The 15,115-nt window shown below is 39.6% G+C and carries 14 protein-coding genes; 6 read left to right on the top strand and 8 right to left on the bottom strand.

Features of this window, described 5'->3' with window-relative positions:
- Nucleotides 1-102: 102 nt before the first annotated feature.
- The 4 genes from FTT99_RS08855 to FTT99_RS08840 all read right to left on the bottom strand — a co-directional run bounded on the left by FTT99_RS08855 (nucleotide 103) and on the right by FTT99_RS08840 (nucleotide 3,546).
- Entirely contained in the window at nucleotides 103-513 is a 411-nt protein-coding gene (locus FTT99_RS08855) for a heme-binding protein (RefSeq protein WP_180034741.1), read from the bottom strand.
- A gap of 102 nt (nucleotides 514-615) precedes the next feature.
- Complete coding sequence (gene hemL, locus FTT99_RS08850) at nucleotides 616-1,914, bottom strand: glutamate-1-semialdehyde 2,1-aminomutase (protein ID WP_180034740.1); 1,299 nt, start codon at nucleotides 1,912-1,914, stop codon at nucleotides 616-618.
- Nucleotides 1,915-1,949: 35 nt separating this feature from the next.
- The gene (thiE, locus tag FTT99_RS08845) at nucleotides 1,950-2,570 is read right to left on the bottom strand and encodes a thiamine phosphate synthase (protein ID WP_078188828.1); all 621 of its coding nucleotides are present in this window, start codon (nucleotides 2,568-2,570) and stop codon (nucleotides 1,950-1,952) included.
- Between the two features lie 592 nt (nucleotides 2,571-3,162).
- A complete protein-coding gene (locus FTT99_RS08840) occupies nucleotides 3,163-3,546 on the bottom strand; it encodes a DUF962 domain-containing protein (protein ID WP_180034739.1) in 384 nt (127 codons plus the stop codon).
- A gap of 320 nt (nucleotides 3,547-3,866) precedes the next feature.
- Between FTT99_RS08840 and FTT99_RS08835 the strand changes: the two genes are divergently transcribed.
- Nucleotides 3,867-5,327, top strand: coding sequence for an inorganic triphosphatase (locus tag FTT99_RS08835; protein WP_180129564.1), 1,461 nt, complete (start codon nucleotides 3,867-3,869; stop codon nucleotides 5,325-5,327).
- Between the two features lie 225 nt (nucleotides 5,328-5,552).
- Complete coding sequence (locus FTT99_RS08830) at nucleotides 5,553-5,984, top strand: hypothetical protein (protein WP_078193600.1); 432 nt, start codon at nucleotides 5,553-5,555, stop codon at nucleotides 5,982-5,984.
- Between the two features lie 67 nt (nucleotides 5,985-6,051).
- Here FTT99_RS08830 and FTT99_RS08825 read toward each other — a convergent pair whose 3' ends face one another.
- The gene (locus tag FTT99_RS08825) at nucleotides 6,052-6,741 is read right to left on the bottom strand and encodes a TetR/AcrR family transcriptional regulator (protein ID WP_257229247.1); all 690 of its coding nucleotides are present in this window, start codon (nucleotides 6,739-6,741) and stop codon (nucleotides 6,052-6,054) included.
- Between the two features lie 117 nt (nucleotides 6,742-6,858).
- Between FTT99_RS08825 and FTT99_RS08820 the strand changes: the two genes are divergently transcribed.
- A complete protein-coding gene (locus FTT99_RS08820; protein WP_180129464.1) occupies nucleotides 6,859-8,103 on the top strand; it encodes an MFS transporter in 1,245 nt (414 codons plus the stop codon).
- 35 nt (nucleotides 8,104-8,138) lie between these two features.
- On the opposite strand, the gene FTT99_RS08815 is transcribed toward FTT99_RS08820, so the two are convergent.
- Entirely contained in the window at nucleotides 8,139-8,771 is a 633-nt protein-coding gene (locus FTT99_RS08815) for a hypothetical protein (protein ID WP_180129465.1), read from the bottom strand.
- Between the two features lie 108 nt (nucleotides 8,772-8,879).
- Between FTT99_RS08815 and FTT99_RS08810 the strand changes: the two genes are divergently transcribed.
- Both FTT99_RS08810 and FTT99_RS08805 read left to right on the top strand, forming a co-directional pair.
- Nucleotides 8,880-9,281 carry a DUF3144 domain-containing protein gene (locus FTT99_RS08810; RefSeq protein WP_078188837.1) on the top strand — a complete coding sequence of 134 codons (402 nt, stop codon included), beginning with the start codon at nucleotides 8,880-8,882 and terminating at the stop codon, nucleotides 9,279-9,281.
- A 172-nt stretch (nucleotides 9,282-9,453) separates the two neighbouring features.
- Nucleotides 9,454-10,518 (top strand): amidohydrolase, encoded by a 1,065-nt coding sequence (locus FTT99_RS08805; RefSeq protein WP_180034735.1) that lies wholly within the window; start codon nucleotides 9,454-9,456, stop codon nucleotides 10,516-10,518.
- Between the two features lie 81 nt (nucleotides 10,519-10,599).
- On the opposite strand, the gene FTT99_RS08800 is transcribed toward FTT99_RS08805, so the two are convergent.
- Nucleotides 10,600-13,368 carry a pitrilysin family protein gene (locus FTT99_RS08800; RefSeq protein WP_180129467.1) on the bottom strand — a complete coding sequence of 923 codons (2,769 nt, stop codon included), beginning with the start codon at nucleotides 13,366-13,368 and terminating at the stop codon, nucleotides 10,600-10,602.
- Nucleotides 13,369-13,517: 149 nt separating this feature from the next.
- Entirely contained in the window at nucleotides 13,518-14,339 is an 822-nt protein-coding gene (locus FTT99_RS08795; protein WP_180129468.1) for a PhzF family phenazine biosynthesis protein, read from the bottom strand.
- A gap of 104 nt (nucleotides 14,340-14,443) precedes the next feature.
- On the opposite strand from FTT99_RS08795, the gene FTT99_RS08790 reads away from it, so the two are divergent.
- Complete coding sequence (locus FTT99_RS08790; protein WP_180129470.1) at nucleotides 14,444-15,052, top strand: flavin reductase family protein; 609 nt, start codon at nucleotides 14,444-14,446, stop codon at nucleotides 15,050-15,052.
- Nucleotides 15,053-15,115: the final 63 nt, after the last annotated feature.

Here is a 15,115-nt window from a genome sequence, read left to right as displayed (position 1 = left end):
AATGCTATGGGCGAAGTTCCTAGACATTTAAATCAAAATAAAAAAAAGCCCAACATATCGATTGGGCTGAATTATCTATTTCACTCAAGATCATGCTTAGTTTTACTGTTCCAAAAACTTCTCAATCGCCTGCTGTGCAATTTCTGCATCCTGAAAAGACTTTACTCCAGACACGCCCATCGCACCCACCAACTGCCCTTCGTACAAAATCGGCTCACCACCTTCCAACATTCCCGAAAAGGTATCCATAGTCAAAAACCCCATCTGGCCACCTTTAATAATGTCTTCAAATAATTTTGAAGGACGGCGACTAATCGCAGAACATTTGGCTTTTTCTAAGCATAGATTTGCTGTCATTGGCGATGCACCATCCATACGCTTCATTGCCAATAAATTGCCTGTTTCATCCATTACCGCAATGCTGACATTAAAGCCATTTTCTACTGCATAAGCATGTGCTGTGTTTAGTAAAAATTCTGCATCTGCCAAAGTTAAATAATGCTTGGTTTTCATTTAAAAATCCTTTTCTTAAAAAGCCGAACTTAAAACAACAAAAAAGCCCACAGCAGGCTGCGGGCTTTATTCTAAAGCAGAATTTACTGTTTTAAATGAAAATTACTTCATTTCGGCAAAAACTTCTTTCGCCATTTCAATGGTAAATGCAATATCTTCATCGCTATGCGCGCTTGAGAAGAAACCTGCTTCAAATGCTGAAGGCGCTAAGTTTACACCGCGCTGTAACATGCCGTGGAAGAAAGTACGGAAAGCATCTACATCACATTTCAAAATTGAATCAAAACCAGTAATTTCAGTTTGATCAGTGAAATAAATACCGAACATGCCGCCCACTTGCTGGGTAAAGAACGGAATGCCCGCTTCGTCTGCAGCTGCCTGTAAACCAGCAAGCAAACCTGCCAATTTTTCAGTCAAAGTTTCATAGAAGCCCGGCTTACGCAGATGTCTAAACATCTCAATACCGGCACGCATAGCCAATGGGTTACCAGACAATGTACCTGCTTGATAAACCTTGCCAAGAGGTGCAATGCATTCCATCACTTCACGCTTGCCGCCAAATGCACCCACAGGCAGGCCAGCACCAATGATCTTGCCTAAAGTAGTCAAGTCAGGCGTTACGCCATAATGCGCTTGCGCACCGCCAAGACCGACACGGAAACCTGTCATTACTTCGTCAATGATGAAGACAGAACCATGTTCATCACATACATTACGGATCGCTTGTAAGAAACCGTCAATCGGTTTCACCAAGTTCATGTTGCCTGCAACTGGCTCGACAATTACACCTGCAATTTCTGAACCGAATTTTGAAAAGCATTCTTTAAGCATCGCAATATCGTTATACGGCAGTGTTAAAGTGTGTTTGGCGAAATCAGCTGGAACACCTGCAGAAGTCGCTTCACCCTCACCTTTAGTAAGTAGGCCAGAACCCGCTTTCACTAAAAGCGAATCTGAATGGCCATGGTAGCAGCCTTCGAATTTTACAATCTTGTCACGGCCGGTGTAGCCACGAGCAAGACGGATGGCAGTCATCGTTGCTTCAGTCCCTGAGTTGGTCATACGAACCAATTCAATAGACGGCATAATTTCGCAAATAATATCCGCCAAAGTCGTTTCATGTACAGTTGGCGCACCAAAACTCAAACCATCAACAGCCGCGTCTTGAACTGCTTTGATAATGTCGGGCTGAGCATGACCTAAAATCATTGGGCCCCAAGAGCCGACATAGTCGACATAGCGTTTTCCGTCTACGTCATAGAGATATGCGCCTTGCGCTTTTTCAATAAATACCGGAGTTCCACCTACACCATTAAATGCACGTACAGGAGAGTTTACGCCGCCAGGAATATGCTTGCTGGCTTGTTTAAATAATTGTTCTTGCTTAGCAGATAAGCTCATAAAAATTCTCTACTTATTCAATCTAAAAAATAAAATTAAGCTTGTTCAGCAAAAAGCTCAGACCATTCATAAACACGACTGCTGACAGCAGACATTGAACGACCTAATACATCACTAATCACAGCACAAAGATCAGCACCTGCTTCAATGACTTCTGCTGAATTTTCTACAGTTAAACCACCAATTGCACAAATAGGTACATTTAGTTTCGCTTTGGCTTGTTTTAGCGTTTCTAAGCCAATATTGCCTGCTTCAGGCTTAGTTTCAGTTGCAAAAATGGCACCAAAAGCCACATAGTTTGCACCGTCTGCAATTGCCTGCTCAGCCAGTTCTAAAGAGTTATTGCAGCTTCGACCGATCAAAACATTTTTAGGTAAGCGTGCTACAGCTTCAGCAATTGAACCGTCATCTTGCCCTAAATGGACACCCACACCATACTGAACTGCAGTTTCGAGATCATCATTAATGACAAAAGGCACTTTGTACTGATTACACATATTTTTCATGTATTCAATTTCATAAGCCTGATCTTCCTTTGCCACTTTTTTACGACGATATTGCAAAACAGCAACTTCATAAGTTGCCATCGCGCCTTCAAGCTTGGCTAAAAGCAATTCGATAGGATCATCATTGGTAATGAGGTATAAACCACGCATAGTTCAATCACAACTTAAAACTTTTGAATATTATAACGATTAGGTCTGTGAAATGTTGCTTGGGGCATAAAATTTTAATGCTTTGCTGCTGAGAAAGTTATATTCCTTTTCACAGGACTACTTATATAAATGTTTAATTAAATTTTCTGTAGAAAATGGCAAAAAATACCTATTTTCAGGTATAGAACAAAACTGATACAAATTATTTAATAGTGCACCAGAAGAACTCAAAACGCAGCGCATAAAAACACAACACTTTTATAAAAATAAAAATTTGTAACCTATTAGACTTTTTGGTGCTTGGTAAGAAACGTTTTGGGGAGCGTTCAGAGCATCAAAAAGTCTAGCCTATTTTATAAAAGTTTTTATTGTTATATATTTCAAACAATAGACTTTTCTAAGGCCATAAAAAAAGCCTAGAGAAGGTCACTCTAGGCTCGGAAAACTGGGGTTTATCGACTATTCATGTTTTAGATAAGAATTAAATAAACAATATGAACATTATTAGACTAATCACTCTAATTTTGCAAGTCATTTACTCAAAAAAATCACACCCATATCCATAAAAATTAAGCGTTTGATTAATAAACAATTAACTATCAATCTTATCTAAATTACGGTGTTTTAAGCTTAAGTTCCCCTTCACAATATCAGACAGCATGCGCCAATCGGAAATAAAACTGTACAAAGGTTGCTTGAAACTAGCTGGCTTATTTTTTTCAAAGAAAAAATGTCCGACCCATGCACAGGCATAGCCTGAAACCAGGCCATAAGCAAAATACTTCGGTTGTCTTTTTAAAATTGCTTTTGCAAAGAAATAGAGTCCTATACTGCTGCCTGTGGCATGTAAACGTCGGCTCATGATATTTCGATGTTCAGTCAAATAAAATCGATAAAATTGCGAGTAGTCACGAATAGGCAACTGAAATTCGGGCTTTAAATCTCGATTAAACTCGGGTTGTACTTGTGAATTCATTTTGTGCTCATCCTGAACTTATTTTAATCAACATAGCTCAAAACTCGCCCACTTTAAAGGCGTAAAATTTTATTTTGTTCCAATGAAAATTGAACTATTGTGAATTATACAATTGATGGAAAATCCATTTTTAAAACTTTTCTTTGGCCAAAATCAGCGCTTTCAAATCAGTCAAGTCTTACTTCTCAACTGTTTTTCGCTACAATCGAAACGCGTTTAGCTCATAGAAAATTTACGTACGATTTAGTTTTTCATTTTTATAAAAATTTAGAGATCGCTTCATGCCAGATTATGAAGTTGTAACATCAGGACAGAAAACCATGGTTGAAGTTGAATTAAAGTTCCAGATTCCAGAAGCACGTCGAACTGCATTATTAAAAGCACTCGATCCAAAAAAATCGGAACAAATTCAACTTAAAGCTAAATATTTTGATACCCCAGATCGAAAAATGGCACAGCAGCATGCAGCTTTGCGTCAACGTTTAGAAGGAACGCGCTGGATTCAAACCCTGAAAGCTGCAGGTAAAAGTCACATTGAACGGTTTGAACATAACTTAGATTTGGGCGAGCATGAACAAGCCCCTGCCCTAGATTTATCGGTCTATGCCAATGAAGCTGATGTTCAATCGGTTTTAAAAACCACTTTAGGCGATCAGCAGGATTCGTTACAACTTCAGTTTGAAACAGATATTCTGAGAACTTATCGCGTCATAGAGTTTGAAGACGCCAAGATCGAAGTTAGCTTAGATGTCGGCTGTATTCGTAGCAACAGCACAGAAACAGAGGTTCACGAAGTTGAATTTGAACTTAAAAGTGGCTCTATTCAATCGCTTCTAGCCTTTAGTTTTGAATGGGTTAAAAAGTACCATTTGTGGTTAGACGTTCGCAGTAAAGCAGAAATTGGTAACTTGCTGGCATTGAATCAAACTGTGAGTCCAGCAGTTGAGGCTAAAGAATTTCAACTCAGTAAAAAAGATACTGCCGCAAAAAACTTACGACTTTTAATTGCACAGGAAATGCAGCACCTTCTGCCTAATATTGCCGCAATTTCTGCAGGCGTTGCTCAGCCTGAGCACATTATACAAGCTCAGAAAGCACTCCATCATTTACAATTAACCATTTCGCTGTTTAAAGATTGGAACAGTGATATCGTTGAAAAATGGGCTGTTCAATTGGGTGCATTTAAGCAGCAATTTGAACAATTACACCATTTTGAACACATGCAAAATACCTTGGGTGGCTTTTTACAAAACCCAACGACTTCAGAAAATTTAACCAAAGATATTTTGTATGCCAAAGAGAAGTTAGGCAATTTAGTTAAATCGACTCAAAATGTGCATCATTATCTTGAGCTTTTAATGTTTAGTTTGAAAGTGGATGCTGCACCGCAGCAACACGATTTTAAATGGCATGCTCAAACAACCCTGCAAAACCAATATAAAGCCCTTCAAGAGGCTTTAAATGATGCCGACATTAACAATTTTGAAAGCTTAGATGTGCTTTCTCAGCGCATACAAGAGCTTAAATTTAGCTTCCCAATTTTGACGTCTATTTATGATGTAAAAAACTTGCAGAAATACAGTAAAGCGCTCAATGATGCACAAATCGCAGCTCAGGAATACCAAGTCCTTTCCTCTTCTGCACAATATATTCAGCAAACAGAGCTGGAAGCAAGCGATTGGTTTGTTCTCGGCTGGTTAACGGCAAAACTAGAGGTTTATGCTGATAAGCTATTAGAAGCGACAGAACAATTCCTTGTGAGTCGAAAACTCATTAAGTAAAATCAAAAAGGGAGATTCAATGAGTCTCCCTTTTTATTTGCATCCCACATTGTCATATAGATATTCATTTGTTGAACATTCAGATTCAAAGTCGGCTAATTTCAATTCATCATTTCTTTAGTTTGACTCAGTTACATTGAAATATTTTGAGAAGCTATTATTTTTGTTTTCTGGATAAAAACTTTTAAAATAAGCTATCTGAAAAATTAGATTCAGGGTGGTTTTATGTTGAATAGTCACATACCTGTAATTCATCCCCTATTTTCATTTTCACTTATATTTATCCTTTTCCCATTACTGAGTGCTTGTAGTGAACAACATAAGCCTGTGCAAAGCACCGAATTAAGGCGCACGGCATCCTTACAAGTAGAAAAGCCGCTTTCTCCAACTCAAAACTTTGATCAGACACGACGAACCTTTAAAGTCCTGCGCAATAATAATGAGGACTATGGTGATGAGTCTTACCAAATCAAAACCGATGCTGGCACACTGAGTATTTACAGTATGAACTTGAATCCGCAGCAAGGTCAGCTACTATCCAGCGTCAAGTCTGGAGAATGTCTAACTCTATCGAGTCAAAGTGACAATTTAATTGCGGTTGATGGTTATATCAGTGTGATGGAATTGGGCGACATTAAAATTCATCCCTGCAAATAAGCGTGAAAAATTGTTTTTGTATAACAGTCATTCAAAAAACTAAGAAAATTGCCTTGAGGCTACGCTGCTATTGGGGGTTTAATTCATAATCCATACTGATTTGACCTTGTGCTAATAATCCCCATGATTTCATCGCATTACTCACCATACGCTGTAATTGCGTCAAGGCCATACCATCACGTGCTTGTATGGTCATCCCTTGCAATAAGGTCATATAAAAATCAGTCAATTGCTCTGCATGAGCCAAACTTTCAATTTCCGAATTTTGCACGCCTATAGCGAGCCGATCCATAATTTTTGTTTTGGTATAGGCACGACGTTGTTTGAGCTGTTCTTGTACGGTTTGGTTTTGCTGTGAACAATTCATTGTTGCCACCACCACCATACAACCTTTAGGTTTATTGGCTTGTACCAAATGCTGAATACTGTCATATAGGTACAATTCCATCGCAATTTTAGCCGTTTGACCTGCTTGTAGAATTTTTTCTGCAGGCTGAACTTCGTGTTCACTATAGTATTCAATACATTTTTCAAAAAGCGCCGTTTTGTCGCCAAATGTGCCATATAGGCTAGGTGCCGTGATATTCAAAGCTTGAGTTAAATCACTGATGGACGTTCCTTCATAGCCAAATTGCCAAAACAACATCATCGCCTTTTCCAAGGCTTGCTGTTCATTAAAACATTTAGGTCGTCCACGCTTCTTGACCGAATCGGCTGGATTAGCGTGCTGATTTTCTTGCTTTGAATCATTCATCATAAGCTAACATTTATATTTTATAACGCTCACTAATAAAATAATTGACGCTCACAATTTAATCAAATAATTTATTTTTATAACAGTCACTATTAAATTAAATAATTAAGGTGTAACGCTATGAATCCGCATGCTACAGCTTTAAAACCAGATAAACAGTTGACGCAGCAGCCTGATGAATCTTCTCCCAATCAAGGGAATTGGTTTGCAATCCTCACGGTTGCCATTACAGCTTTCGCACTAGTCACCAGTGAGTTTTTACCTATTGGTGTGTTAAATGCCATTGCTCTTGATTTAAAGATTAGTGTAGGTACCGCAGGTTGGGTGATTACCCTCCCTGGCATTATGGGTGCGGTCGCAGCGCCCCTGCTTTCTGTTGCTGTGAAGCAACTTGACCGTCGTATCTTACTGATTGCCTTAACCGTGATTATGGTCATTTCTAATTTTATAACTGGCTTCGCAGAAAGCTTTGCGCTGTTGTTGTTTAGCCGTTTTCTATTGGGTATTGCTATCGGTGGATTTTGGGCAACAGCCATAGCTTTGAGTGGACGTGTCGCACCCAGTCATCTCGCCATTGCCAAAGCCACTGCGATCGTCATGGCAGGAGTTACCTTAGCGACGGTTTTAGGTGTTCCATTAGGTACATGGCTGAGTGACTGGTTAGGTTGGCGTAGTGCGTTTCAAATCATTGCAGCGATTGGCATCATCATTTTAGTTTTAGAAATCAAATTCCTCCCAAAACTCCCACCCACTTCGGCTATTCGATTTAGTGATTTACCCGCACTGATTCAACATGATAAATCACGTAAAGGCCTGATTATTATTTTATTAATTGGTTTTGCTCATTTTTCTTCTTATAGCTATCTCGCCCCATTTTTTAAGAATCATGCAGGCTTTGATGCGACCACCATCAGTTCATTATTATTGATCTACGGTATAGCCGGTTTCTTTGGTAATTTATTTGCGGGTTATAGCAGTAACATCAATGTCCGCTATACCCTTGCTTTTGTTGCCTTCAGTTTTATCGTAGTATTTTTTAGCTTCCCACACTTTGCAGTTCATTTATTCGGTGCATATCTTTTAACCGCATTATGGGGTTTCGCCTTTGGGGCATTTCCTACAACGGCCAATATCTGGATGTTTGTACATGCCCCTGAAGCTGTTGAAAAAGGCATGCCATTGTTTATTGGTATTTTCCAACTCATGATCGCGTGTGGCTCACTGTTTGGCGGCTATATTGTTGATCATTTTAATGCCAATACCTTATTGTATTCAGTGATGATCTTTGTCGCATTTGCCATAGTGGCTATATTCACTTTAGGGCGTGGATTAAATAACCCGAAGCTTCCTTGTACAGCAAACTAAGTACACGCTCTAACTGATATCGTCAATACATTTGATTAACGATATTTCCCAAAGATTTTCCACGTATTGTTATCTGCTAATGGGTCACTATAGCTATCACTACGAGCTTTACGTGGTTTATCACGGGCATCCACCAATTTAAAGTCGTTTTCGACACTGAGTACAATGCCATTCACATAAAAACGGGTACGGGTGTATTCACTTTGTCCATGTTGAAATACATAGGTTCTGAGGTCAATAAATTCACGGTGTGCGACCAAAGCTGCCGTGTCATCGCTGTCCAGCCATAGTCGCATCGCTTGAATTTGATCAGCTTCAAACTGCCCACATTTTTCAACTAAGCTGGCAATACCACGAAAGGTTTTAGATTCTTTCGCACGTGTTTTGTTGATTCGAATACGATCCACGTGAAAATAAAAAAGCGGCAGATTCAAATGACTCGGCAAATGAATTGCATCAAGGACTTCATCTTCCATAAAGGGCTGAAATAAGTCCTGAGCACGTTCAATTAAGCCAGTCCACTGCGCATAATATTCGGCTACTTCAGATTGTGTACCATAATAAATGGGCAGCCCTTCTACATTGGCTAAGGTTGAGGGCGGCCAAACATTTTGTCGAAGTAATGCAATATCACTTTTCAGACTTTGCACTGCGATTGCATCTTGCATGGGGTATTCCACTTTACTTAGGCTATTTTTTTAGATTAAGTCAAAGGTTTAGTTTCTGCAAGGCTTTGCCTATAATACTGTATTAGATTTTTATGCTAGGACACATTCATGGTTCAAAAGATTGAAGCTACTGATGTAACCGAAGAAGAAGCGTTGAATGCAGCTTTCTTTGAACGTGCGGATGAATTTATTAAACAAGCCAATGAATTTTGTCGTGTTGAAAAGGGTTCTCAAGTCAAACCGGCAGAAATGCGCGGTCAAGTGAGCGCTGCCATGTTATTTGGTACCGCTCGTTTTAATACTTGGGTTGCTGCAAATGGCTTCAAAGATGGCAAAGAAATGCGTGATGCCAAAGATCAAGTGATGTCTTATATTCTTCAACAATTTCAAATGATGCTTGAAGATAATTATGATGAATATTGCGAACAGTTTGAAAACTATCTTCGCTTCCGTCATAACGAAGAATTCCATGCAAATAAGCATGATCACGACCACGATCATCAGCATTAATCAAAAGCCCTTCGGGGCTTTTTTTATACAACTTCTCTTTCACAAAGCTTTGATTTAATATTTAGTCATAACGTTGTATTTTCATCATTCATGCTATTTTCAGTGCCTCGCGTATTCGAAAATACAATGAAATACGCAAGAAATGGACATGGTTTTAAGGACAAGGATAGCAATGCAGACGCTCGATTTTGCCATCGTGGATTCACATATACATCAATGGGATCCATACAATACCCCACATGCCGCTTCACTTGCCGTGAAATTATTGGGTAAACATCCCTACTTGCTCGACAAAATGATGCGCTTAGTTAAGCCGCAAGAGTTAATTGACACAGTTGGTTTGACCAAACATGTGACGACACCGTATTTGCCTGAAAATTATAAGCAAGATGCAGGACATTATCAGGTCGATCAAATCGTACATGTAGAAGCGAGCTGGCATGACCATAAAGGTAAAGGGGTAGTTGGTGAAACCAAGTTCATTGAATCCTTAGACTTTAACGCTCAAAAAATTAAACTTGGCGCCATAGTCGGCACTGCAGACCCATGTGACAGTAGTTTTAAGAAAATTCTTAAAATGCATAAACAAGCCTCCCCACATTTTCGTGGCATACGAAAAATGGCAGCTGTACATGAAGACCCAAAAGTTCATGCATGGACCAATGAGCCCCATCTCTATACCAATAAAAAATTTATGAAAGGTTTTGAAGCTCTTGCTCAAATGAATTTAAGTTTTGATGCATGGGTTTATTCAGACCAAATTCGTGATTTAACCGCTTTAGCACGTGCTTTCCCTGAAACATCTATCGTTCTGGATCATTTTGGGACACCTGTCGGTGCCTTTGGACCTGTCGGCTCACATACAGGCTTAACCCAAACTTCACGTGACAATATCTTGTTTCGTTGGAAAGATGATTTAGCTGAACTGGCAAGTTGCCCAAATGTTTATACCAAAATGTCTGGATTATTCATGCCGGTGCTGGGTCATCAGTTTCATAAAGAACAACGCCTTGCATCCAAACAAGAGATTTTCGATTGCGCCTTTCCGCTTATTTCTCATGCTCTACAATGCTTTGGGAAATACCGTGTGATGTTTGGCTCTAACTTCCCGATGGATAGTGTGAGTGCATCCTTGGTGAATATTATTGACGCCTTTTCAGATGCGGTCGCGAGTTATGATCATGATGCACTGACTTTAGTCTTCCAACAAAATGCCCGTCAGTTCTACCGCCTATAAGTTCGTTAAGATAATCTTACAATCAAGTCATACAATGCAGCTCAAAAAAAATCCTCCAGATGGAGGATTTTTTTATTAAGTTTATTTTTGAGTAGATTTTACAGCTTGACCATATTGGTCAGCCATCACCTCAACCAAACGCTCAGGTTGAATATATTTTTTGATGACAGCATTAACATCCGCTTTGGTCAAACTAGCAATGCGTTGATCACGCTTTTCACGATAGTTTAAATCACGACCTTTTTCTAACTGTGGAATCAACATGCTATGAATGCGACGGTCATCTTCAAGTGCAGTTAAACGCTTTTTCAAAATACTGGCTTTGGCTGCTTCTACTTCCTGTTCCGTCACGCCATTTTTCAATAAGTTTTGCAACACTTTATGAACAGACTGAGAAACTTGTGCTGATTTACCCGCAGTGTAGTTTGCATCAATACTCAGTACACCTGAATTCACCCATTCATCAAAATTAATGTCTGCACTAAAACCATAAACCAGTGCATTCTTTTCACGTAACTCTTGAGCTAGACGTGAAGACAACTGTGAATCACCGAGTATGTGGCGTAATACTTGTAACGCAGGAGAATCGGTATGCTCTACACCTACAGGTAGAGTCATAATGGCTTGGTAACTACCAAACTCACGCTGTTCAGACAATGCATGCACTTTCTGTGCAGGATACGCTGTAAATGTAGACTCTAAGCGTTGATATGGCTCGCTGGTTTTCCAATCTGCAAATTCTTTTTTCAGAATTTTTTCTATTTGCTTGGTATCAAAATCACCTGTTACCGCAATTTGTGCGTGCTGTGTTTTAAAGAATTTCTGATGTAACTGCTGCACTTGATCACGTGTAGCCGACTCAATTTGTTTTTTCGCAAGTTCAGGTTCGAAGTGATAACGAATATCCCCCGGCTGATAGATCTCAACAATACGCGACAGCGTCATTGCAGCAACGGTATCCGGCTCTGTATAAGGTCGATCTAAACTCGATAAACTTTGTGCTTTGATTAAATCAAATTGTGACTGTTCAAATGCTGGTGCTTTAATAACATCAATGACATATTGCAAAAATTCAGCAAATTTTTCTTTGCGAGCAACCACTTGAATCATCAGGCCATTATCATTTGCACTGACCGTTGCACCACCACCAACATCAATAATTTTATCGGCAATTTGCTGTAAGCTTTGATCTTTAGATGCACGGAACATGAGATAAGCTGTCAAATCTAGCAACTCACCTTTATTCATTAAGCTTTGCGCTGTACCAAAATCCAATGCAATCGTAGCATAGGTCTTGTCGTCACGTGTTTTAGTTGGAAACAATGCATACTGAATGCCGTTTTTAAATTTAGCGCGCTGAATCTGCTTTTCTTTCTGATTTAAATATTGCTTAGACTCTGCAACATATTGCTTCACTTCAGCACGATAAACACTCGCGTCTTTCAACGGCTCTTCTGCAGGCACTTGCTGATCTAAAGTTTCAGCAGGTTTCGACGCAGCCTGTTGCTGTGCTTTCTTCTGGTCTTCAGGTGTTGGTAGAATATTTCCTGTGACACGGTATTCAGGCTTTAGAAAATCCTTATACACTTGATTCACGTCGCTTACACTCAGCTTTTGTACTTTATCTAAGTCTCGGAAATATTGAGACCAGTCCCCGTTATAAGCCACAGTATAAGAACTGAGACGTTCGCCAAGAGCCGTAGCGCTATTCTTAACATTGTCAGCCATATTTCGAGTCAAGCTTTTAACACGGTTCAGTTCAACATCGTTAAAGGCTTTGTTCTGCTCCACACCTTGTGCAAGACTGGTTGCCACTTTGTTTGCATCATGACTTGGGCCATATATCGCCCCCATAAACACCAAATTAAAATCTTTATCTAACCATGTGGTCGATTGAACTGCGGTTGCTGTCCCTGTTTCCACCATGCTTTGATACAAATGCCCACTTGGCTGTAAGGTATACAAAGTTGGAGATACCGCCAAAGCAGTTTTAATCGGTTCGACTGCACCATTTAAATAAATATTAAATTTACCAAAGTCACTACCCTTATGAACAGTAAATTCGCGTTGCTTTAATTTCGTTCCATCTAATTTAGGGACTTTGGCCTGTTCAGGAATTTGACGTGCGGCAATTGGGCTAAATTGTTGATCAATTTGTTTTAATACAGCCGCTTTATCAAACTTACCAGAAATCACCATCACTGCATTATTTGGCGCATACCAACGGCGATAGAACTGGTTTAATTCGTTCATATTGATCGATTGAAGTTCTTTCAAATCACCTATCGGTAAGCGGCCTAAAGATTGATTGCCATAGGCTTCTTTTAAAACTTGGTCGATTAACACTGAAAATGGCTGATCTAAACGAATTTCACGTTCACGCTTAACGATATCAATTTCTGTCGGTACAAATTTTTCCTGAAGTACCAATTTGTCCATCCGTTCTGCTTCTAAATGCAAAACTTGATCGATTGAACTTTGTTCAGGACGAATCACATTGGTGTATTTCGTTGAATAATAATCAGTACTGGCATTGGTCATCAGCGTGAATTGGTCTAAGCGACGCTGAAATTCATCACCCTTGACATTTTCAGTGCCTTTAAAGGCCAAATGTTCGAGCAAATGTGCCAAACCACCTTTGCCCGCAGGGTCATTTAAAGAACCCGTGAAATACACCGTATTCATAAACACTTTGCTTTCTTTATCGTTTTGCGCCAAAACCACACGAAAACCGTTATCTAATTTATATTCTTCAATGGTTTGTTCAGTTTTAACCAATACAGGTTGAGCAAAGAGGCTTGTACTTAAACCTGCAAAAAAAAGTGAAAGCGTTAAATGTTTAATACGCATGTAATTCAAGTGTCCTTTATATTTAGCATCGATCAGCGTAGTGCTGTCGATCAGATTGGTTTTGATTTTATGCTGAGCTTTTCAGGATTAATAGTTACTTTTTATTAAATACATGCCGCAGATTTCGACAGCATGTATTTGATTTATGTTCAGATATAAATGTCCGACTGCATATACAAACACGCATAGCCTGAGATTTCTATCCGGTCATTTTCAAGCATTTGACAGTGTAGTTCACCACCACGACTTGATGCTTGATATGCCAAGATCTGACGTCTTTGTAGACGTTCTGCCCAAATAGGGACGATTCCGGTATGAATAGAACCCGTAACAGGATCTTCATTGATGCCATTACCCGGTGCAAAATAGCGTGAAATGCAGTCATATTGCTGGGCTGCCGCAGTGATTGCAACATCAGTAATCGTACCCGGCGCTGTAATTGCGGTGCGGATTTTGCCGAGTCGTTTTAAAATTTCAAAATTCGGTTGTTCATCCAAAACCTGTTGAGCCGTTTCGTATTCCACGATATACGCCTGCGCATTCAGATAAACCTGCTTAAAAGGTTGACTCAACCCTAGACGTAGCTCTTCAGGATATTCGCTCACGACCTGTGCCCGACGCACAGGGAAATTCATCAGAATTTTTCCATCTTCAGCTTTATTTACGCTAAAAATACCGAGATTTTTGACATGAAATTGGATGTTTTTTTCTACAGTATAAAACTCAAAAAGCACATAACTGCTGGCCAATGTCGCATGTCCACAAAAATCCACTTCAGTGGTCGGCGTAAACCAACGAATTTCATAATTGCTGCTGTCGATTTTTTTCACAAATGCAGTTTCAGACAGATTATTTTCCAAAGCAATCTGTTGCATCAAGTGTTCATCTAACCATTCATCCAACACCAAAACCGCCGCTGGGTTGCCTTTAAATAACACTTGGGTAAATGCGTCCACTTGATACATTTTCATTGATAGAACTCCTGATTTAGTGATTTATATTAAAGGCTTTTGAAAATATTTCATGCGTTATATGCTATGTAACAACACTTTTTAATAAAACATCTAAGTTTTAGATGCACTTAAATATAGGTACAATTTTGAAAACGCATATTCACCCTGTTCCTTTAGAAAAATCATACCGACTTTTAAATCACGGACCAACTGTGCTCGTCTCTGCTCAGGATCAAACCCATACTGGTGTGATGACTGCAGCATGGGCATGCGCCTTAGAATTCAACCCAGCAAAAGTGACGGTAGTACTGGATAAGTCAACTAAAACACGAGAGATTATTGAAAATTCAGGCTATTTCGCCTTACAAGTACCGACACTGAAACAACTCAAACTCGTCTATGCACTTGGCATGATGAGCCAACGTGATGCGCCAGAAAAATTACGCCAATGTGGCGTGGAATTATTTCAATTTAATCACTCAGATATTCCTGTAGTTGAAGGTTGTGCTGCTTGGCTACTGTGCAAACTTATTCCTGAGCCGCACAATCAACAAGCGCACGATCTGTTTATTGGCGAAGTCATTGCTGCCTATGCAGACGACCGCGTCTTCCGTAACGGACATTGGTATTATCATGAAGTAGAAGATGAATGGAAAAGCCTACACCATGTTGCTGGCGGGCACTTTTATACCATTGGTAATCCTGTATCTGTAGACGAGACACCAGACTAAAATAGCGCTGTGAGATATGTCGTTTATCTAGGGCTAAAAATGGATAATCATCAGTTTTGAGCA

Source organism: Acinetobacter sp. YH12040 (genome assembly GCF_013420005.1).
Lineage (GTDB): Bacteria > Pseudomonadota > Gammaproteobacteria > Pseudomonadales > Moraxellaceae > Acinetobacter > Acinetobacter amyesii.
This window is presented reverse-complemented; position numbering and strand designations above follow the sequence as displayed.

Bases quoted from the DNA above. Each gene is read 5' to 3' on its own strand.
- FTT99_RS08855 (WP_180034741.1), bottom strand. From the start codon at position 513: ATGAAAACCAAGCATTATTTAACTTTGGCAGATGCAGAATTTTTACTA.
- hemL (WP_180034740.1), bottom strand. From the start codon at position 1,914: ATGAGCTTATCTGCTAAGCAAGAACAATTATTTAAACAAGCCAGCAAG.
- thiE (WP_078188828.1), bottom strand. From the start codon at position 2,570: ATGCGTGGTTTATACCTCATTACCAATGATGATCCTATCGAATTGCTT.
- FTT99_RS08840 (WP_180034739.1), bottom strand. From the start codon at position 3,546: ATGAATTCACAAGTACAACCCGAGTTTAATCGAGATTTAAAGCCCGAA.
- FTT99_RS08835 (WP_180129564.1), top strand. From the start codon at position 3,867: ATGGTTGAAGTTGAATTAAAGTTCCAGATTCCAGAAGCACGTCGAACT.
- FTT99_RS08830 (WP_078193600.1), top strand. From the start codon at position 5,553: ATGTTGAATAGTCACATACCTGTAATTCATCCCCTATTTTCATTTTCA.
- FTT99_RS08825 (WP_257229247.1), bottom strand. From the start codon at position 6,741: ATGATGAATGATTCAAAGCAAGAAAATCAGCACGCTAATCCAGCCGAT.
- FTT99_RS08820 (WP_180129464.1), top strand. From the start codon at position 6,859: ATGAATCCGCATGCTACAGCTTTAAAACCAGATAAACAGTTGACGCAG.
- FTT99_RS08815 (WP_180129465.1), bottom strand. From the start codon at position 8,771: ATGCAAGATGCAATCGCAGTGCAAAGTCTGAAAAGTGATATTGCATTA.
- FTT99_RS08810 (WP_078188837.1), top strand. From the start codon at position 8,880: ATGGTTCAAAAGATTGAAGCTACTGATGTAACCGAAGAAGAAGCGTTG.
- FTT99_RS08805 (WP_180034735.1), top strand. From the start codon at position 9,454: ATGCAGACGCTCGATTTTGCCATCGTGGATTCACATATACATCAATGG.
- FTT99_RS08800 (WP_180129467.1), bottom strand. From the start codon at position 13,368: ATGCGTATTAAACATTTAACGCTTTCACTTTTTTTTGCAGGTTTAAGT.
- FTT99_RS08795 (WP_180129468.1), bottom strand. From the start codon at position 14,339: ATGAAAATGTATCAAGTGGACGCATTTACCCAAGTGTTATTTAAAGGC.
- FTT99_RS08790 (WP_180129470.1), top strand. From the start codon at position 14,444: ATGCACTTAAATATAGGTACAATTTTGAAAACGCATATTCACCCTGTT.